The 19,174-nt window shown below is 38.2% G+C and carries 19 protein-coding genes; 5 read left to right on the top strand and 14 right to left on the bottom strand.

The annotated features are described in order from the left end of the window. Positions 1 to 106 precede the first annotated feature (106 nt). The 5 genes from FQT67_RS04405 to FQT67_RS04385 form a co-directional block, all read right to left on the bottom strand. Complete coding sequence (locus FQT67_RS04405) at positions 107 to 1,768, bottom strand: ribonuclease J (RefSeq protein ID WP_003056218.1); 1,662 nt, start codon at positions 1,766 to 1,768, stop codon at positions 107 to 109. Between the two features lie 211 nt (positions 1,769 to 1,979). Next, entirely contained in the window at positions 1,980 to 2,738 is a 759-nt protein-coding gene (locus tag FQT67_RS04400; RefSeq protein WP_046177089.1) for an ABC transporter ATP-binding protein, read from the bottom strand. Next, entirely contained in the window at positions 2,735 to 3,604 is an 870-nt protein-coding gene (locus FQT67_RS04395; protein WP_012767120.1) for an ABC transporter permease, read from the bottom strand. Before FQT67_RS04395 ends, FQT67_RS04400 begins: the two co-directional genes overlap by 4 nt. 17 nt (positions 3,605 to 3,621) lie before the next feature. After that, positions 3,622 to 4,617 carry a tryptophan ABC transporter substrate-binding protein gene (trpX, locus tag FQT67_RS04390; RefSeq protein WP_046177090.1) on the bottom strand — a complete coding sequence of 332 codons (996 nt, stop codon included), beginning with the start codon at positions 4,615 to 4,617 and terminating at the stop codon, positions 3,622 to 3,624. A 462-nt stretch (positions 4,618 to 5,079) separates the two neighbouring features. Next, positions 5,080 to 6,357: an ISLre2 family transposase gene (locus FQT67_RS04385; protein ID WP_012767122.1), complete on the bottom strand. Its 1,278-nt coding sequence runs from the start codon at positions 6,355 to 6,357 to the stop codon at positions 5,080 to 5,082. A gap of 196 nt (positions 6,358 to 6,553) precedes the next feature. Here FQT67_RS04385 and FQT67_RS04380 point away from each other — a divergent pair, with 196 nt between their 5' ends. Together FQT67_RS04380 and FQT67_RS04375 are read left to right on the top strand one after the other, a co-directional pair. Continuing rightward, the gene (locus FQT67_RS04380; RefSeq protein WP_046177091.1) at positions 6,554 to 7,228 is read left to right on the top strand and encodes a hypothetical protein; all 675 of its coding nucleotides are present in this window, start codon (positions 6,554 to 6,556) and stop codon (positions 7,226 to 7,228) included. A 110-nt stretch (positions 7,229 to 7,338) separates the two neighbouring features. Continuing rightward, positions 7,339 to 7,758: a hypothetical protein gene (locus FQT67_RS04375; RefSeq protein WP_232619973.1), complete on the top strand. Its 420-nt coding sequence runs from the start codon at positions 7,339 to 7,341 to the stop codon at positions 7,756 to 7,758. A 613-nt stretch (positions 7,759 to 8,371) separates the two neighbouring features. On the opposite strand, the gene aphA is transcribed toward FQT67_RS04375, so the two are convergent. Together aphA and FQT67_RS04365 are read right to left on the bottom strand one after the other, a co-directional pair. Next, positions 8,372 to 9,109 carry an acid phosphatase AphA gene (aphA, locus tag FQT67_RS04370; RefSeq protein WP_003060074.1) on the bottom strand — a complete coding sequence of 246 codons (738 nt, stop codon included), beginning with the start codon at positions 9,107 to 9,109 and terminating at the stop codon, positions 8,372 to 8,374. A 119-nt stretch (positions 9,110 to 9,228) separates the two neighbouring features. Beyond that, positions 9,229 to 9,555 (bottom strand): helical hairpin domain-containing protein, encoded by a 327-nt coding sequence (locus FQT67_RS04365; protein WP_324291847.1) that lies wholly within the window; start codon positions 9,553 to 9,555, stop codon positions 9,229 to 9,231. Positions 9,556 to 9,620: 65 nt separating this feature from the next. Here FQT67_RS04365 and FQT67_RS04360 point away from each other — a divergent pair. Continuing rightward, positions 9,621 to 10,726, top strand: a protein-coding gene (locus tag FQT67_RS04360) for an IS3 family transposase (protein ID WP_143936372.1) whose coding sequence is annotated in 2 segments (ribosomal slippage) — positions 9,621 to 9,897 and positions 9,897 to 10,726 — 1,107 coding nt in all. Because the reading frame shifts where the segments join, the coding sequence is not laid out codon by codon here. A 688-nt stretch (positions 10,727 to 11,414) separates the two neighbouring features. Here FQT67_RS04360 and FQT67_RS04355 read toward each other — a convergent pair. Next, entirely contained in the window at positions 11,415 to 11,756 is a 342-nt protein-coding gene (locus FQT67_RS04355; protein ID WP_003054176.1) for a hypothetical protein, read from the bottom strand. A gap of 177 nt (positions 11,757 to 11,933) precedes the next feature. Here FQT67_RS04355 and FQT67_RS04350 point away from each other — a divergent pair, with 177 nt between their 5' ends. Continuing rightward, positions 11,934 to 13,586 (top strand): NFACT family protein, encoded by a 1,653-nt coding sequence (locus tag FQT67_RS04350; RefSeq protein WP_046177095.1) that lies wholly within the window; start codon positions 11,934 to 11,936, stop codon positions 13,584 to 13,586. Positions 13,587 to 13,648: 62 nt separating this feature from the next. On the opposite strand, the gene FQT67_RS04345 is transcribed toward FQT67_RS04350, so the two are convergent. From FQT67_RS04345 to FQT67_RS04335, 3 genes are read right to left on the bottom strand one after another with little or no spacing between them, the layout of a single operon-like run. Further along, the gene (locus tag FQT67_RS04345; protein WP_046177096.1) at positions 13,649 to 14,896 is read right to left on the bottom strand and encodes a CDC27 family protein; all 1,248 of its coding nucleotides are present in this window, start codon (positions 14,894 to 14,896) and stop codon (positions 13,649 to 13,651) included. Then, positions 14,886 to 16,067 (bottom strand): AI-2E family transporter, encoded by a 1,182-nt coding sequence (locus FQT67_RS04340; protein WP_003059678.1) that lies wholly within the window; start codon positions 16,065 to 16,067, stop codon positions 14,886 to 14,888. Before FQT67_RS04340 ends, FQT67_RS04345 begins: the two co-directional genes overlap by 11 nt. A 48-nt stretch (positions 16,068 to 16,115) precedes the next feature. Then, the gene (locus FQT67_RS04335; protein ID WP_115256847.1) at positions 16,116 to 16,595 is read right to left on the bottom strand and encodes an 8-oxo-dGTP diphosphatase; all 480 of its coding nucleotides are present in this window, start codon (positions 16,593 to 16,595) and stop codon (positions 16,116 to 16,118) included. 195 nt (positions 16,596 to 16,790) lie between these two features. Here FQT67_RS04335 and FQT67_RS04330 point away from each other — a divergent pair, with 195 nt between their 5' ends. After that, the gene (locus FQT67_RS04330; protein WP_003058922.1) at positions 16,791 to 16,982 is read left to right on the top strand and encodes a hypothetical protein; all 192 of its coding nucleotides are present in this window, start codon (positions 16,791 to 16,793) and stop codon (positions 16,980 to 16,982) included. A gap of 87 nt (positions 16,983 to 17,069) precedes the next feature. On the opposite strand, the gene FQT67_RS04325 is transcribed toward FQT67_RS04330, so the two are convergent. The 3 genes from FQT67_RS04325 to rfbB form a co-directional block, all read right to left on the bottom strand. After that, on the bottom strand, positions 17,070 to 17,438 hold the full coding sequence (locus FQT67_RS04325; RefSeq protein ID WP_227985721.1) for a CPBP family intramembrane glutamic endopeptidase: 369 nt from the start codon (positions 17,436 to 17,438) through the stop codon (positions 17,070 to 17,072). Beyond that, on the bottom strand, positions 17,401 to 17,766 hold the full coding sequence (locus FQT67_RS04320; RefSeq protein WP_003060933.1) for a hypothetical protein: 366 nt from the start codon (positions 17,764 to 17,766) through the stop codon (positions 17,401 to 17,403). The genes FQT67_RS04325 and FQT67_RS04320 overlap by 38 nt, the downstream gene beginning before the upstream one ends. Before the next feature lie 188 nt (positions 17,767 to 17,954). Beyond that, positions 17,955 to 18,998 carry a dTDP-glucose 4,6-dehydratase gene (gene rfbB / locus FQT67_RS04315; RefSeq protein ID WP_046177097.1) on the bottom strand — a complete coding sequence of 348 codons (1,044 nt, stop codon included), beginning with the start codon at positions 18,996 to 18,998 and terminating at the stop codon, positions 17,955 to 17,957. Between the last annotated feature and the right edge of the window lie 176 nt (positions 18,999 to 19,174).

Here is a 19,174-nt window from a genome sequence, read left to right as displayed (position 1 = left end):
ATCCTATCACGTAAATCTACTGTATTTTTGGGTGAACAGTTTCCTGGTTTACCAGTTGTTAAAATCAAAGAAGGTAGGCAGTTTTTGCCTAACCTTCCTATTTTCACTAACGAACTTCCATCACAACCGGCAGAATCGCTGGGCGCCTTTTGGTTTGTTCAAATAAGAATTTAGACAAATCATCTCTGACATTCCCTTTTAATTCTCCCCAATCAAAGGTATCTTTTTGGAGATAGGCTTCAACCGTTTTATTGACCAATTCAGCACTCTCTCTTAAAATATCACGACTTTTCTTAACATAGACAAATCCGCGAGTGTTCACCTTGGCTTTTGAAATAATGCGTTTTTCTTTTTTGGAAACTGTAATAGCAACAATAAAGATACCATCTTCTGACAAGACTTTACGGTCTCTTAATACAATATTACCAACATCACCGATAGCATTCCCATCAATCATGACATCGCTGGCAGGCACACCTCCTTCATGGAGGAAACCTTCCTCATTAAGAACCATGATATCGCCCCGTTTCATAATATGAATATTTTCAGGGAAAATACCGACCTCTTCAGCTAACTTAGCATGGGCAGCTAGATCACGGTACTCTCCCTGAACTGGGAAGAGATACTGAGGCTTCGTTAAATTGATCAACAGTTGCAAATCACGTCCATTCGCATGCCCTGAGACACGTAAGTTTTGGGTAATTAGTTTGACAGAACCACCAGCCTTGTAAATCAAGTTTTCAACACGCGCCACCATAGCTTCTTTTGCAGTACTTGGCGTTGTCACGATGTAAACAAGGTCGCCTTCTTTAATCTGAACATAACGATGACGTCCCGCTGCCATTTTTTGCAAACTGTTGATAGGCTCACCCATGCGACCAGCTTCAAGAATAATAAGTTCGTGGTCTTCGAACTTAGACATGTCTTTTGGTTTGATCAGCAAACGTTCGTCTGTAATCATCAATTTTTTCAATCGTAGAGCTGTTCGTACAATATTTTCAACGTCTGTTCCCGTTAAGACCACACGACGGCCATAGGCAACAGCTGAATCAAAGACCTGCTGGATACGGACAAGGTTAGACGCCACTGCCGCCACAATCACACGGCCATCAGCGTCTGCAATAACACTGTCCATTTCTTCCCCAACTTCAGATTCACTAGCAATCTGATCATTGCTAGTGGCATTTGCAGAATCAGACAAAAGAGCTAAGACTCCTTCTTTCCCAATCTCAGCTAGACGTAGTAAATCCGTCTGGTAACCTTCACGGGCCGCCTGGTCAAACTTGAAGTCACCGGTATAAACAATATTTCCTTTGTCTGTGCCAATCACTACTCCCATGCTTTCTGGAATAGAGTGTGTTGTTTTAAAGAAGGACACCAAGCCATCTTTAAATTCGATTTCTGTTTCACTATCCACCACATGGAAATTGTTAAATTTCTTAGTGTTATTATTGCCTTTGACAAATAATTTTGCCAGCTCGATGGTCAATTCAGATCCAAAGACAGGAGCCGATACTTCTGACAATAAATACGGTAAGGCACCAATGGCATCTGCATGCCCATGGCTCAAGAAAATCCCTTGGACCTTGTCTTTGTTTTCAATCACATAGTCTAAATTGGGGATAACTAAATCAACCCCAAGTTGTTCATTTTCTGGGTATTTAAGCCCAGCATCCAAAATAAACATGGAATCGTTAATTTCTACCAAATAGAAGTTCTTTCCGTATTCACGGACCCCTCCTAAGGCAATCAATTTGATATCAGTCATGATACTCCTCTAATATTTAATATTTTTTATTACAAACGGTCCTTACGAAGTAAGTCGAATTACTGTTATGTAGCTAAGCTACTATCCTTTATAGTATATCATATTTCAGGCAGTTTTTCGCTAAATAGTCTTGGTACTTTCAGATTATTTTCATGACAAGCATCCAAAAAACCATTGGATGAAGGTTCTCCAATGGTCACGTTTGAAAAGATTAATCAAAAAGCTGGTAATAATCGGCAATAGTTAGTTGGGCCTTATCAGCTTGATTGAGATCTTTGATGATTTTCCCATTTTTCATCACAATGAGGCGGTTGCCATAAGTTAAGGCATCTTCCATATGATGGGTAATCATCAGAGCTGTTAAACGATCCCTTGTCACAAATTCATCGGTTAAGCGCATCAAGGACTGACTTGTTTTAGGATCTAGAGCAGCGGTATGCTCATCTAGCAACAATAATTCTGGTTTTTTCAGGGTTGCCATTAATAAACTTAAAGCCTGCCTTTGACCTCCTGATAGGAGACCGGTTGGTATTTCCAAATGCTTTTCTAAGCCGTTCCCTGTTCGTTTAACCAAGTCTTCAAAACTAGCTAAGTGCTCTGTTATTTTCCGAGAAACTAAAGAGCGTTTTTCACCTCTTTGTCGAGCAATTAAGAGATTTTCAGCCACAGTCATTCGAGGAGCTGTTCCCATTTTAGGGTCTTGGAAAACACGTGATAAATAAAGAGCTCTTTTTTCAGCGGGCCAGGTCGTCACATCTTGCCCTAGAATCTTGATTTGCCCCCTCGTTAACATGAGAGTCCCCGCAATGACATTAAAGAGAGTGGACTTGCCTGCCCCATTCCCACCTAAGATCGTTAAAAAATCATGTTCATAAATCGTCAATGAGACATCGTCTAAAATGGTTTTAATATCATCAAAACCGTTATTCACTTCCACTGTCGCATGGATTAATTCAATAATTGCTGTCATCGTGATAACCTCATCCCTTTAAAAAAGCGTTGCTTCAACACTGGAACCATCAGACATAGAGCTAAGACAAGAGCACTAAACAGTTTTAGATAATTAGTGTTAAAACCTAAAGCAATAACCGCTGAAATCAAAAATTGATAAAGAATTGATCCTACGACAATAGCAATCAAGCGTTCCAATAGTGTTAAACTTGTGGAATAAAGGACTTCTCCAACAATAATGCTGGCTAAACCAATAACAATAACCCCAATCCCTTTTGACACGTCCGCATAGCCATCTTGTTGACTGACCAAGGCACCTGATAAAGCAATTAAAGCATTAGACACCACTAATCCCATCACTTCCATACGGTCGGTCTTAATCCCAAAACTCTTAGCCATGTCCCTATTGTCTCCTGTGGCAATATAGGCTTGTCCAAGATTAGTATATAGGAAATAAATCAAGAGGCTAATCACCACAACAACTGCAATTAGACCTGTGAGCAGGCTATTAACGTCTGCTGAAAAAGGCAGGTAGTCTTGGATACGTCTGCTCTCATGTAAGCCCAAATTAGCCCTCCCCATCACCATTAACATAATAGAGTTGCAAGAGGTCATGACTAAGATTCCAGCCAAAATCGTTGGGATTTTCCCCTTAGTGTATAAGAGGCCTGTCAATAAACCCGCCAGAGCTCCCGCAGCCATTCCAAGGACAGTTGCTACCAAAGGATTCCACCCTAAACTTATTGCGGTAACGGTAACAGTACCTCCTAAAGGAAAGGAACCTTCGGTAGTCATGTCTGGAAAATTTAAAATTCTAAACGTTAGGTAAATACCTAATCCCAAAATCCCCCAAAAGAGACCTTGTGAAACTGATGAAATAATCATAGGATTCCTCTCTTCATTTATTCTATAACAGTGGCTGTATTCAACAGTCTAGGTGATATCGTTATGCCTAGTTCTTCTGCTACTTTTCGATTAATCAATGGTTTTCCATCATCAACGACTTTAACAGGGATATCAGACACTGCTTTTCCTTTCAGGAGCTGAAGTACTTGATTAGCTGTCTCAACCCCTAATTGATATTGACTTTGAGAAATAGAGGCTACGCTTCCTTCTTCTACCATCGTGTCCACGCTAGAGTAGACTGGAACCTTTGCGGCTTTACTGGCAGCAACGACAGATGAAAAGGCACTAGCAATCGTGTTATCTTGCGGAATAAATATAGCATCTACCTTACGCAACATGACAGACATGGTCGCCGGTACCTCATTGGTGGAAGGCACCGCGTAAGGAACGACCTGGTAACCTTTTTTCTGAGCTAACTGGCGGAAGGCTTTCACTTGAGACAAAGAATTGTCCTCATTGCTAGCATACAAAACTCCAATTCGCTTCACTTCGGGTGATAGCTCATTAATCAGATCAACAGTTTGCTTGATGGGAACTTTATTAGACAAGCCTGTCACATTACCTTCGGGTCTCTCCAAGTGCTTTACTAACTTTGCACCAATAGGGTCAGAAATGGCCGACATGACAACTGGAATATCCTTAGTTGCAGCGGCTAATCCTTGAGCAGCTGGCGTGGCAATCCCAATAACCAAATCATTTCCTGATTGCGTTAATTGGCGACTCATGGTTTGAATTTTGCTTTGATCTCCTTCGGCATTCATGAGTCTAATGGTCACGTGTTTGCCTTTAGGCGTTTGCTTGCGCAGTTGATCTTCAATGCCTCGCTCAATGTCGTCTAGAGCTTCATGGGTAACCAGTTGTAAGATGCCGATCTTAATGTCTTTTTGACTGGCCAAATCATCTTTTTCTTTTACCACGCCTTTTGATAATAGAGAGCCTATCCCCATAACCGTCAGCAAGATTAGCGTCGCTATTAAACTCTTGTTTTTCATCTTGTTCCTCACATTTCATTTTCATATCGTTAACAGGTTGATGAGAATACTTTTCAAAAGAAAAAGCACTTAGTAATGACTACTAGGCGCTCTTGTGAAATCCAATCTTAGCGCATAGATACCTTTTGAGAAGTACTCTAAAAGTCGTATCTATGCCAATCCATAAACACAACTTATCTATGCCAGCTTTGCCAATTAGTTAGATGTTGTGTTTGGGCCATTGCAGGACTTCCTTTCTTGTTTTTTTAACATTATAACCTAAATTGAGGAAATTGCAAGCACTTTCGTCCATGTATGTGTCTGAATTTTCGGGAAAGTCCAACTAACCCTTATAACCTAAGAAAACTCTAGGTTCTTTTATTCCAAAAAAGACTGAAACAAAGGGTTTCGGGGCATAAACACACCAAAAAAGCCTCTAAAATTTAATGTTTTAGCGGTTGCTATAAGATAGATTTTTTGTAGTCATCGCCTGATCACCACTGCATCATGAGGATAATGGTTAACCAAATGGCCAGCACCTAAGCCTCTTCCTCGATACTTCTGGTACTGCTTTCGCCAGTCGCCAAAGAAGAGGTCATCTAGTTTATTTATCCGTTCCAATAAGATAATTTTAGCCATGGTACAAGCACCTGTTACTGACCAATACATCCCACGATGTTTCATACGGTAAGTCACTTTGCGATGCTGGCTTTCCATGGCACCTATACCACGAGAGGTTAGCCCTCGTAATTGTGATGGCCTAGTATCCCTAAAATTTCTAAAGAGTTTTTGCCTAAAAGCATAATAGTTAATATAGTCTTCCTCAGTTTCTATCAGTGTTTCTACTGTATCAAAGACAGTTTCTAATAATGACTTTTTATGAGTTTGAATAGCTTTAAAAACTAAATCCTGTACATACGGATAAGGCTTGAAAAAATCTTTCAACTGCTTATTGAGATGATAGCTGTCCCAAAAATGCTCATGATACTTAATGCCAAGTGCTTTCTTAACCTCTTGAAAGACACGTTTGGTATAGCCTTTACCATTATCTGAATTCGTAATGAGGATGGTCTTATCAGTTATCTCAAAGTGATTGTAGAGATAGTCTAATAGCTCCTCTCTTGCTTGATCATAGTTAGCGTTAATAATTTCATGCTTATTTTGTAAAATATAGCGATTTTTACCAATCTTTCTTGATCCCGTATGGATTAAAAAATGAGCCAAATCTGTATTATGACGTTCATCTCCTCCTGATGTTGTTTTGACCATGACTCCATCCCCTTCCAAGTAGATTCTTTCTGCTTGGATTTTTTGTGGGTGTTCTACGTGCTGTAAGAAACGATAGTGCTCTTTCTCTGAAAAGAGTCTTTCTGCTAGTTTGACAGCTTTTAAGACGGCATCTTTTGTCACTGATAAGCCATAAGCTGTTTCAATTGTACGACAAACTTCCCGATAAGATAATTTAGAAGCGTGTTCCGCCATATGAAGCATGAGTTCAGGAGAGTAGCGCATATAAGGTTTTAGTCCTAACCACTCATCTACTGGGTAGCGTGTCTTTCTTCCTTTTCTCCAGCGGCTTCTTGAAATCGTCACTTCTCCAAAAGTAAAGAGAACTGTTCGCTCGCTACTATCCACTCGTTTATAGCCGTGTTGGCGCATTGTCGTAGCTATTTGTTCGTCATAATCTCTAATCCGTTTCAAAAACTTCTTCTCACGTAATTTAGCCATTTCAATCACAAAAATTTTCTCATCAAATCTCATAAGTCTATTTTAACTTAAATCAAACATTTTGACACTTCAAATAAAAAATAAGCGATTACATATATACTATTTTTTCAAATCGTTATATAATAAAGTTAGCAATTTGCCATGTATGCGCTGTTATTTTAAATTATTATATAATAAAATTAGCAACTAATCACCTAATTAGTAAGAAAGGGGGCTAAGCGTTAATAAGGTGAGCTATTATAAAAAGGAGAAACTCCATGAAACCAAAATCCCTTATCTTATCAATTACATCACTTTTCACCTATTAGGAGCCTGCGCCACTGTCTCTGCAGCTGAATATCAGTCAACCACTCCAGATTTATTATCTCCAGTTATCAATGATAATCAAATTGTGGAAGCTTTACCAGAGGGCGGATTTATTTACAATCTCAATGGAAGCTCGACATTTGATTCTACTATTGTTTCAAATAATCAAGGGAAGCTAATGTCTTATAAGCAGTACAAAGATACAGAAATTCCTAATAAAGGCATGGTTGACTATATAAACCCTCCAATTTTAGTCAGGTCTGCCTCTCCTTATAGGGCTACCAATAATCCTAAGATTCTTCCTTTAGGACAAAGCTATCGTTCTCAAGCCTTCTCAGGGTCAGGTTGGCGTTTTTCAGAACTTAAATTTGAGGCTGTACAAGGAACTGGAACTTGGTTATTTTGGGAATCCGTTGGAGACAGCGGTTTAGTTGGAAATGAATATGAAGCTTACCGTACTTATGAATCTAAAAAAACTGTTTCTAGAGCAGTCATTGGAAACGGTCAAGGAAAATATGTTAACGGTGAAGGTTCTTGGCTATTCTTCTATACTCATAATCCAGTTAATGGATCTTGGTATAGGGTCACAAATAAATAAGGATACATATATTATGAAAAATAAGATTTCTTTAGCCTTAGGGATAGGATTACTATTATGTCCTCTGGCTATTTATTTCCCAACAGGCTTTCGCCTCAACTGAGCAACAAGTGTCACAACAGCGCGCAACACTGGAAAAAGAACATCCAAAAGAAGGGACACTTATAAGAAGCTTTGAAACCCCCTTAACGAAAAAAATGACAGTCAAAGATATCTATAAAGTTGATCCTAATAATCGATCCATTAAAAATTTAAAGAAAAAAGCTAAAAAAGACCCTTACTTGATTAACGCTTTTCTTGGACATCCAGATACAGTATGGGTCATTTATCATGGTGGAGGAACAGATTATAGTTATGATATGCGAACTAAATTTGGCATTGAAAAAATAAATTTAGCAGATGGAAAAGTCATTGACAGGGATGATGACCCTATAACTGTCGGAGCAGCTAAAAAATTATTAATGAACTTTGATAATCAAATTATCGATTATTCTAAGGTCGCCCCATCAAGTAGCACATTGGTTTATTAATAGTAATTCTTCTCTGCTATTGTTACAACAAAAGGATTTTAAAAACTACCTTACTGCAAGATATAATCATAACAGTCATATAAAAAAATAGAATCCTTAAGCCAATCTATGGTATACTACTAGTGTTAAGAGGTCAACGTTCTTTATTATTAGACATTAGCATTCAAAAACATCCATTAATTTTCCCTCTCAACATCATCGCCACTCCTAGCGTGGCGATTTTTTTATCACTAATAAACAAAAAAACAGCCGCAAAGGGCTGAAAAAATAGATTTTTAGGAATACTCCGAGGAGGCCTCTTATTGTACCTATGCCATCACCAATGTCAATAATATTCCCCTATCTCAGTGACAGGGGAATATGGAGAAAGCGAACTTTCATAGGTACATTTTTATCTTACCTCAATCCTACAACCTCGTCAACTAAAAAACCTCCACCCAAAAAGTAGAGGTAAAATGTATCTGTTTGAGTTAATGGGGTTTAATAGTCTCTCCATAGACTATGATTATTCCCAACTTTCCTTACTAGCATATCATTGATTTGCTACTTTTTTAGCACTTCTTATCACAAATCTAAAAATTGATAGATAATACTATGTTAACTAATAAAGATACTAGTAAGCTGAATTTTCGAGAACCTCTTCACCGTAGCCTCCAGCTTGTGGTAAAGGTAGATTTGTAGAATTAGGTGCTCTTAAAATTCTAATTGGTCTAGCACCGGCCTCCCTAGCTGCATGAATATCGTCATCACTATCCCCATAATGAATGTCTGAACCATATTTCTTAATATAATATGATTTATCATATTTGTATGGCTTTTTAGGTTTATCGCCTGTATAATTTACAGCAATTGGTTTGTCTAATTTAAAATCTTTAGCTAAGGCTTTAGCTGTTTTATCAACCTCGCCTTCCTTGTACATTGACCCTCTTGTCCTACCTGTTATAAAAACAATTTTATCTCCTCGTTTTTGATGCATAGCAATTAATTTTTTAGCATATTCTTTGGGAATGGAATCTTGATCTCCTCGTTTTGCAACAAGATCCCAGAATTTTTGTTTATGAAGAAAATCAAACGATCCAGGAGTTACATATTCTTTACCATACTGAAAATATTGACTACTGAAAAGGAGTGTATCATCAATATCAAAACTAACAGTAATCGGCTTCTTACCTTCTAAGCTTTTTTGAATCTCGTCAATAGAAATAGTAGTGACTTTATCTTTATTTGAGTCCGAAAGAGCAGTCATTCCCTCTTGTGTATAAGCTACTTTTGGCCCCTTAGCCTCAACTACTGTTTGTAACGTTATCGTAATCCCTAAAACCAAAAGACTACTCACTAACACTTTCTTCATAAGAACCTCCATAATAAAGTATAAAAATTATTTCTTTAATTAGTTTATCACAAAAAACATAAGAATGAAAGCGATATCATATAAATGGTTGCTTTTTACTTACGTTAAATCTACAGTCTTCAAAGTGATTTTTCTTCTGTCTCTTGCTTAGGAGTGTTCGCTTCACGAGATTTAATATAATCTTTCATTTCTTGGTAGGTTGTATAAGTCTTCAAGGTATCGTCAAAGAATTCTTGCAAGGCATCCTTTTCTATTTCAAATTGTTGAATGGTTTGACGAATATCTGCAATGGATATATCTTTTGGAAGTCCTAGTTCATCTAATAACTGAATGGCAGGCAAACTATTTTCTGGTGTTTGTTCAATGGCTAGTAGAGCCCCCTCAACTTTATGATAGTAAGCCAGGCGTTCATCTAAGGTTTGAAGTTCTTGATTAGTCTCTTGAATAGGTTACACTAAACTAGACAGAATTTATAAAGTGTTCTACACTAAAGAAAAAGGGGAGAAAAACCATGTCTAGAAAAGTACGTCGTCACTTCACCGATGATTTTAAGCAACAAATTGTTGACCTTTACAATGCTGGTAGAAAGCGTAGCAGTCTCATCAAGGAATATGAGCTAACCCCTTCCACCTTCGATAAGTGGATTAGACAAGCCAAAACAACAGGTTCATTCAAGTCTGTTGATAATCTGACAGATGAACAGCGGGAGCTGATTGAACTCAGGAAACGCAATAAAGAACTCGAAATGCAATTAGATATCCTAAAGCAAGCGGCGGTGATTATGGCACAAAAAGGGAAATAATCACTGCTAATAAGGATAACTATAGCATTTCAGCCATGTGTCGTTGGTTGAGCATTCCTCGTTCTAGCTATTATTACAAAGCTGTAGAACCAGTATCTGAAGCGGAACTTGAAGAAAATATCAAAGCTATTTTTCTCGAGAGCGAGTCCAGATACGGATTCAGAAAAATCAAAATATGCTTGAATAACGAAGGTATCACACGTTCACGTCGTCGGATTCGACGCATTATGAAGCGACTCAATTTGGTTTCTGTTTATCAGAAAACCACCTTCAAACCACATTCCAGAGACAAGAATGAAGCCCCTATTCCCAACCACTTAGACAGGCAATTTAAGCAAGAAAGACCACTACAAGCCTTAGTCACTGACTTAACCTATGTTCGTGTAGGCAATCGTTGGGCTTATGTTTGCCTCATCATTGACCTATACAACCGTGAAATCATCGGCCTGTCTCTTGGTTGGCACAAGACCGCTGAACTCGTTAAGCAAGCCATACAAAGCATCCCTTACGCCCTGACCAAAGTCAAGTTGTTCCATTCAGATCGTGGCAAAGAGTTTGATAATCAGTTAATTGATGAAATATTGGAAGCCTTTGGAATCACACGTTCGCTTAGTCAGGCTGGTTGTCCTTATGACAATGCCGTAGCTGAAAGTACGTATCGTGCTTTCAAAATTGAATTTGTTTATCAAGAAACCTTTCAATCGCTGGAAGAACTAGCTCTTAAGACTAAAGACTATGTTCATTGGTGGAATTACCACCGCATTCATGGTAGTCTCAACTACCAAACACCAATGACTAAAAGATTAATTGCCTAGAAAAACACTTTATAAATGTTGTACAGAAAAGTGTTGCCTTTTCAGCAAATTCAACTAACCCCTAATCAGAAAGAAGAAAATTAGTTTAACGCAATAAAATAACACGGTTTTCTGTCTACTTATTTGACATTAGTTCAAATGACTATTTCAAACTATCTTGGGCAGTCCGAAAAAATCTTAAAATAGAAACGAATGAATATCACTATAAAAAGCGTTTATACCATTTAACGACAGCAGAACATGCTTTCTATAGGTTACATCCAAAACAACTATTCCCTATAGTTGGATTTCTTTTATTTTTCGCGTTCTACCTATGTTTTATATTTTGGGTTATGACATCTTATTCAGTGGAACAAAAAATGAAAGCAATGTTTCTTATTATTGCAGGGTCTGCTATGATTTTTATCATCTATATAGCATCACTTCTAATATTTCCATTTCTCAAATGGGTTTACCATTACTTAAAAAAACGGATTAAAGGTATCACTAGACCAAATTGATACAGAATGAAAGTTATCACCGATAAGAATAAAACAATGGATGCCCTGTCCCTATCTACATTGAGATCTCTATAAAGAATAAAGCCCCATATTAAATTTAGTAACAATAGCAATTGGCCAGCATATTGGCTTGTTTCAGCAAAGCTCATCATTTTATACTCCTATACATAACTCGTTAACTCTGAGTTCTAGTTCAAAGTAAGCCATAAAGCTTCTTCTTGTGTGAGTTGCTTGACATGGCCCCAGGTTCCATCTCGTGAATGTTGGTAGGGATAGGTACCATGTTTGTTTCTAGGACTTAAATCGTGAATAATATCATTTTCAATAATCTCCCAAAGAAGACCAGAAAGTTTATAGTGATAACGATTTCCAAGCCAAGTTTTATTCAAATCATCGTATGAACTTATTTCCTTTTCTTCAGGTAAATCCTCATCAATACCTGTCTTAAAATGATTCGTTTCATCTAAATCAATAACATCAAAGATATCTAGAGTATCAATATCCATAACTATTTCTAAATTATTTGACATCTGTTTGTGTCCTTTCACTAGTTTTAGGAAACGAAAAAAGAGAACGAATTTTTCGTTCTCTTAAGCTATAAGGTATTCAATTTTACGTTTCCCGAAACTCTAGACACTTACCCGTCCATATTTTTAGTCAAGCATTTGTGGTATAATGAAGAGATTAGAATTCAGAAAGGAGAAACCATGTCTTTTGACGGCTTTTTCTTACACCATTTAACCAAAGAATTAAAAGAGAGCTTGCTTTACGGGCGTATTCAAAAGGTCAATCAACCCTTTGAACGCGAACTGGTTTTAACCATTCGTAACCACCGCCAAAATTATAAATTGTTATTGTCTGCTCACCCCGTTTTTGGAAGGGTACAAATCACCCAAGCAGACTTTCAAAACCCCCAAGTCCCAAATACCTTTACCATGATTATGCGCAAGTACCTTCAGGGTGCTGTCATTGAGCAGTTAGAACAGATTGAAAATGACCGTATTATTGAGCTTAAAGTGTCCAACAAAAATGAAATTGGCGATGCTATTCAAGCCACGTTAATTATTGAAATCATGGGGAAACACAGTAATATTATCTTGGTGGACCGTTCGGAAAATAAAATCATCGAATCCATTAAACATGTTGGCTTTTCACAAAACTCTTACCGCACCATTTTACCAGGCTCTACCTATATTGAGCCTCCTAAAACAGGTGCTGTCAATCCTTTTACAATTTCTGATGTGCCTTTATTTGAAATTCTTCAAACACAAGACCTATCTGTTAAAAGCTTACAACACCATTTTCAAGGCTTAGGGCGAGACACCGCAAAAGAATTGACCGAGCTTCTGACAACAGACAAATTAAAACGGTTCCGTGAGTTTTTTGCTAGACCTACTCAAGCAAGTTTAACCAATACCTCTTTTGCACCAGTTCTTTTCTCAGAGAGCCAAGTGACGTTTGAGACTTTATCTGAGATGCTTGATCACTTTTATCAAGATAAGGCTGAGCGTGACCGTATCAATCAGCAAGCGAGTGACTTGATTCACCGTGTGCAAAATGAACTAGACAAAAATCGCAACAAACTAAGTAAACAAGAAGCTGAACTTTTGGCTACGGAAAACGCTGAGTTGTTCCGTCAAAAAGGAGAGCTGTTAACCACTTACATGAGTATGGTTCCTAATAACCAAGACTCCGTGGTATTAGACAATTATTACACGGGCGAAAAGCTTGAGATTGCCCTAGACAAGGCACTAACACCTAATCAAAATGCTCAACGTTATTTTAAAAAATACCAAAAGCTAAAAGAAGCTGTCAAACACTTATCTGGCTTGATTGCCGATACCAAGCAAAGTATTGCTTACTTTGAGAGCGTGGACTACAATTTATCCCAAGCAAGTATCGAAGATATTGAAGATATTCGGGAAGAGTTATATCAGGCTGGCTTTTTGAAGAGTCGCCACCGTGATAAACGACACAAACGCAAAAAGCCTGAGCAATACCTAGCTACAGACGGGAAAACCATTCTCATCGTTGGACGTAACAACCTTCAAAATGAGAAGCTGACCTTTAAGATGGCTAAAAAAGGGGAACTCTGGTTCCATGCCAAGGATATCCCTGGAAGTCATGTCCTTATTAAGGACAACCTTGATCCAAGTGACGAGGTTAAAACGGACGCTGCCGAATTAGCAGCCTATTACTCTAAAGCCAGATTATCAAACCTCGTTCAGGTCGATATGATTGAAGCCAAAAAACTTCACAAACCAAGTGGCGCACAACCAGGATTTGTGACTTATACCGGGCAAAGAACCTTGCGCGTAACACCTGACGAGGATAAAATCCTCTCCATGAAATTACCATAAGGCTTAACAGACTAAAAACAGTCCTCCGATGGGAAATGACTCCCAGATAGAGGACTGTTTTGTTATTCTGATAATTGATCATTTAGATGGTCTAAAAATGCTTGCATATTGACATCATCAGGCACTTGATTGAGATAATTGGTAGTCACCTTAACTGCCTTAGTCAGCTCACCGAATTCTCTCAATAGATAAGCATAGTCTTGTAAAAATTCTGGATTTTCTGCTAAATCTCCCGCAATTTCCTTATAGAGAGACAAGGTTTTTTCTTCTTGCTCCAAGGCATGATAAGCTTTAGCAATCGTCCATTTAGTCAAAACATTGTCAATAGTATTATTGTCAAGCGCAACAACGTCCTCAAAACGATCCGCTTCAAAATAAAGCGTGGCCAGTCGCATCAGAATCTCTTCATCATCATCTGCTACTTCTTTAGCTTGAAGAAGATAACTTTCAGCATTTTGGCTATCATGTAACTCATAAGATAATTGTGACGCTAACAATAATAAGTGACTGTCAAATGCATTTTTGCGAAGTCCTTGCTGGGCCAAACGCAAGGCCTCTTGTGTTTTATGTTCCTCATGAAGGCTCAAGGCATAACCATATTCATAACCAGGAAAATCAGGGTTAATGGTCTCCAACTGTTTGAAATATAAGTTAGCTTTTTGGTAATTCTCTTGATCAAATAAAAGAGTAGCCAGTTCAAAAACAGCTTCATCTTCATACTCAATCGCTACTGCTTTTTCTAAAAATTCGATGGCTGCCTCAAATTTACCTAAACTGGCATAGGCTCGTCCAATGCGCTGGTAAGTAGAAATGCCTGTCAATTCAAGAATATGACGATTATCTAACTGTGCATAGTAATCAATAGCTTCCTTAAAATACTGTAAGGACATGTCAATTTCTGCCAAACCAAAAATAACCAATGGCTCTGGGCTGATTGCTACTGCTTGAAGTAATTTCTCACGCGCCACATCTGTCAACCCTTCCATATCATAGAGGTCAGCCATGACTAAAAGAGCTGACAAATAATCGGGACTGTCTTTTGGAATTTTGTCCAAGTAGAGAAAAGCTTCTTCCATAGCATCATCTTCAGCAGCGATTTGTGCCAAGTTAATATTAAGTTCAGGGTAGTCATCAGCCAATTGTAGGTAAAGACGTTTGGCATGTGGCAAGAAACCAATACTTTCTAAATATTCTCCGAGGGCAATCAAGGTTTCCGCATCATCTTCTTTCAAAGCCTTTTGAAAATATTTCTCCGCATGTGCTAAGTCTTGCTGGTCCAAGGAAGCAATCATTTTTTCACTACTCAACATGGTCAATAACCTCCTCAACCACTAGGACTTCTTCATCATACAGGCCACTAACTTTTTGATACCAGTCAAACAATTCTTTCACCACAACCTTGACAGAAGCATAAATCGGAATGACTAAGAAGACACCCCAAACGCCAAACATTGATCCTGCAGTCAACAATAAGAACATGATCGTAATCGGATGAATGCTCAGCTTATTTCCAAGAACAAGCGGTGCCACAAAACGGCCTTCGATGGTTTGCTCAATCATAAAAATCACAAGAACTTTGACTAACATCAACGGCCCCTGCACCATAGCCATAATGATGACAGGAATCATGGCTAGAAAACTCCCTAAGTAGGGAATCATATTGAGAAAGCCTGCGATGATCCCGAACGTAATGGAATATTTAAGACCTACAAGACTAAACATGATAGAAAACATAAAGCCGACAACAATAGCCACCGTTACTTGTCCTTGAACATAGCCTGATAATTGCTTGTTAATATCCCCCAATACCCGGGCCATAGGCATACGTAATTTAATTGGTAAAACATTGACCAAACCATTTTTCATCTTGCCACTATCTCGTAAGAAATAAAAGAGAATAAAAGGTGAAATAATGATGGCAACGGTAATCCGAGCAATGGCACCTGCAAAATTACCAGCCCAGTCAATGGCATTTTTTGAAAAGCTTTGCGCATAATCAAGAGCTTTTTGGCTGGTATTCGCAAGCATATCCTGTAACTGAGGCTTATAGCTGACTAGCCATTCATTTTCAAGTAGCTTGTTGGCTTCTTCATTAACCTTACCAACATATTTAGGTAAGTCCTCAATAAAGCTGGTGAGTTGGGTCTGTACCATTGGCACAAAACCTGAAATCGCCCAGACAAAGAGTAAAATGATTAAGCCAAATACAATAAAAATAGAGGTTGTCCGACTAGGCCCCAAATGATTGATCAAGTCAACGAGGGGCTTGGTTAAATAATAAAGAATGGTTGAAATGACCAAGGGTAACATGATGACCGCAAAAAAGGAAATCACTGGAGTAAACAAAAACGAAATTTTCGTAAAGACAAAAATCGTTAGAAAAACTAAAAGGGTGATTACAAGAGCCATCACTGCTTGATTATTTAAAATCCACTTGTAAAACAAACTGTCTGTTTTAGAGGTATTGGGTGTTAAGGGCATTAAGATATGTTCCTTTCTGTTGAAAACTAAAGGGTAAGTAAATGGTACTCAGTCATAAAAGGTGACGGATTTCTCAATAAGTTGGTTAGTTTCATTGTAGGTAAATTTGGCAGAAAAAAAGGGGCGGTCTTCTAAAATCCATTTAAAAATGTCATAATCCCCTTCCCATGTCGGTTTTTCCAATACCTGATTATATGGTACCCATTCCAGGGTGCCTTCACGTGACTCCTCATCGGAAATGAGGTCTCCTTCAAATCCTGTTACTTTAAAAACATAGGTATACCAATCATGACCTGGTGTGAATTCTGGAAAAGTAATGATTCCTTTAAAAGCTATCTCTGTAACGGTCAAATGGGTTTCCTCTAGAATCTCACGACGGGCACACTCATCTGGGGTCTCTCCCGCTTCAAGCTTGCCTCCAACTGAAATCCACTTCCCTTCGTGGACATCATTTTCTTTTTTATTGCGGTGTAATAATAGCAAGGACTCGCCATTATCAATATAACAAATAGTTGCCAATTGGGTCATCTGTCTCTTTCCTTTCCATCTTTGTTTCTATTATACCAATCTCTGAAAAATATGCTATTATTTTATGATTGGAACAAGCGTTGAATCAAGTAAGGTAACAAAGAGATGATGCCTCTCACTCTTTCAACGCAAACACTTGCTAAAAAAAGAGTCTTATGATTAAATGAAAGCAACTTAAGAAAGAGAGGAAAAGAAATGAACCCACAAGAATTATTTGAGCACATCAAGGAGTTAATCGCTAAAAAAGATTTTGCAGCTGCTAAAACCTTTCTCGAGGACCATAAAGAAGAGTTAGGAGACTACTTTGACAAAGCCAAAACAATGCTGGAAGGTAATGATATGGTCAATGATGCTCTCAAGAAAGTAAAAGGTCTATTTGGCAAATAAGAAATCTTATTCAAAAAAGAGGCAAGAACGGCCTCAAAAATCTCTAGTTTTTGAAAGCTGTTCTTGCCTCTTTTTTGATATCTTTATTTAACTATTCGCAATGAATAAAAGGCTAATAAGGTTGGTGACCGCATGTATACTGATAGGGACTATTAAACGATTGGTTTTGTAGTAAGAATAAGCATAAACAAGGCCACTTGCCATATATAAAAAGCTATGTATCCAACTCGTGGTGTAATGCATGCCTGCAAAAAGCCAAGCGGAAACTATTATTGCTACATATGGGTACTTAGGCAAGATATATCGCATCACTAACCCACGCATGACAAGTTCTTCCAAAAATGGATTTAAGATAACATATACAAGAATCAGTTTGGGCCAGGAAGTTTGAAAAAGACTTTGATTTAAGAGGACTTGATTAGCAGTTTCTCCAATTGGTAACCATTCTGACACCATTTGAATAACTTGGTTGGCGACAAGTCCTGCTAATAGCACCCAGGAAAAAACGCATGCCACAGGCATAAAAAATTCCGTAAACGATGATTGCCCACAATACCTGCCCTATAATAAGAGGCAGCGGGGTTGTGTTTAAGAATTCTTGGTAGGGCACCGTGCCAGGTTCCACATTTTGATAGACTATCGGTATAAGAGCCACTGCTAACTGATCAACAATAATCGTCCCAATATGGTAAAAAATAAGTAATCCTAATCCAAAATACCATTTGATTGGAGAATCTTTTCCTCCTTGCCAACTTAAATCTTGTTTTAAAAGGTGTTTGAACATACTCTCTCCTTCGCATTTTCCTCACTTCTAGAACTCTATTGTATCATATTACTACTACAATAGCAATAAACTACTACTCTTCCCTTTTTACGATTGAGAAAGACTATTTGAGCTATGGAAAACAAAATAGCAAAACCCCTTAGCGATAGGGCTTCCCACATCACTAAGGGGTATGTTCTCTCTAAACCTTATTTTTGGATAACTGTTTGAGTCTTGGCATAATTGGCCTCAACAGCTTCCTTATCAGCTTTCCACCAATCTTGGTGATCTGTATACCATTTGATAGTATCTTCCAAACCTTCTGAAAAGTTTGTAAATTGTGGTTCCCAGCCGAGTTCTTCACGCAATTTTGTAGAATCAATAGCGTAACGAAGATCGTGACCAGCACGGTCAGTTACGTGATCATAAGCATCTTTTGGTTGACCCATTTTCTCAAGGATAAGCTCAAGAACTTCCTTGTTGTTTTTCTCGCCGTCGGCACCAATAAGGTATGTTTCACCGATACGACCCTTAGTCAAAATAGCCCATACTCCTGTAGAATGATCATTAGTATGAATCCAGTCACGGACATTTTTCCCTTCACCGTATAGTTTTGGCTTGATGCCTGATAAAATATTGGTGATTTGGCGAGGAATAAATTTCTCAATGTGCTGGTAAGGTCCGTAGTTATTGGAACAATTTGAAATAGTTGCTTTCACACCGAAAGAACGCACCCAAGCTTTAACAATAAGGTCTGAAGCAGCCTTGGTTGAAGAATAAGGTGAGCTTGGATTGTAGTTCGTATCCGCTGTAAATTTTTCACCTGGTCCTTCACCATGTCCTGGGAGGTCTTCGCGCAAAGGAAGATCTCCATAAACTTCATCTGTTGATACATGGTGGAAACGAATATTATAGTGACGTGCAGCCTCTAACAAGGTATAAGTGCCAATAAAATTCGTGTGAATAAAGGGACTTGGATCGTTGAGAGAATTGTCATTGTGGCTTTCAGCCGCGTAATGCACAATCGCATCCGCTTTTGCGGCTAATTCATTAACCAATTCTGCATCGGCAATATCTCCAACTACTAACTCAACGCGATCCCCTAAAATTTCTTCAATATTAGCTCTATTCCCAGCGTATGTTAATTTGTCAAGGACCGTCACATGCACCTCTGGATGGTTGTTGTAGACATAGTGTACAAAGTTAGAACCGATGAAACCTGCCCCACCGGTTACGATAATATTTTTATACATAAGATACAAAGGGACCTTTCGTTTCCGAAAAAATCTATTAAAAGTAAATAACTCTAAGGGAGATGTTACTCCTAAAAAGGTATCTCTTTCTAAGATTTGAGTCCCATGTTCAGCTCAAAGAGAGAAACTGAACTTTCCTTTCATCATTTTTAGTTGTGGCTTGTTGCCTGAAATAG

It is taken from the genome of Streptococcus sp. NCTC 11567, assembly GCF_902141215.1.
In the GTDB taxonomy this organism is placed as follows: domain Bacteria; phylum Bacillota; class Bacilli; order Lactobacillales; family Streptococcaceae; genus Streptococcus; species Streptococcus dysgalactiae.
Note: the sequence above shows the minus strand (reverse complement) of the source record. Positions and strands in the feature narration are given on the sequence as shown.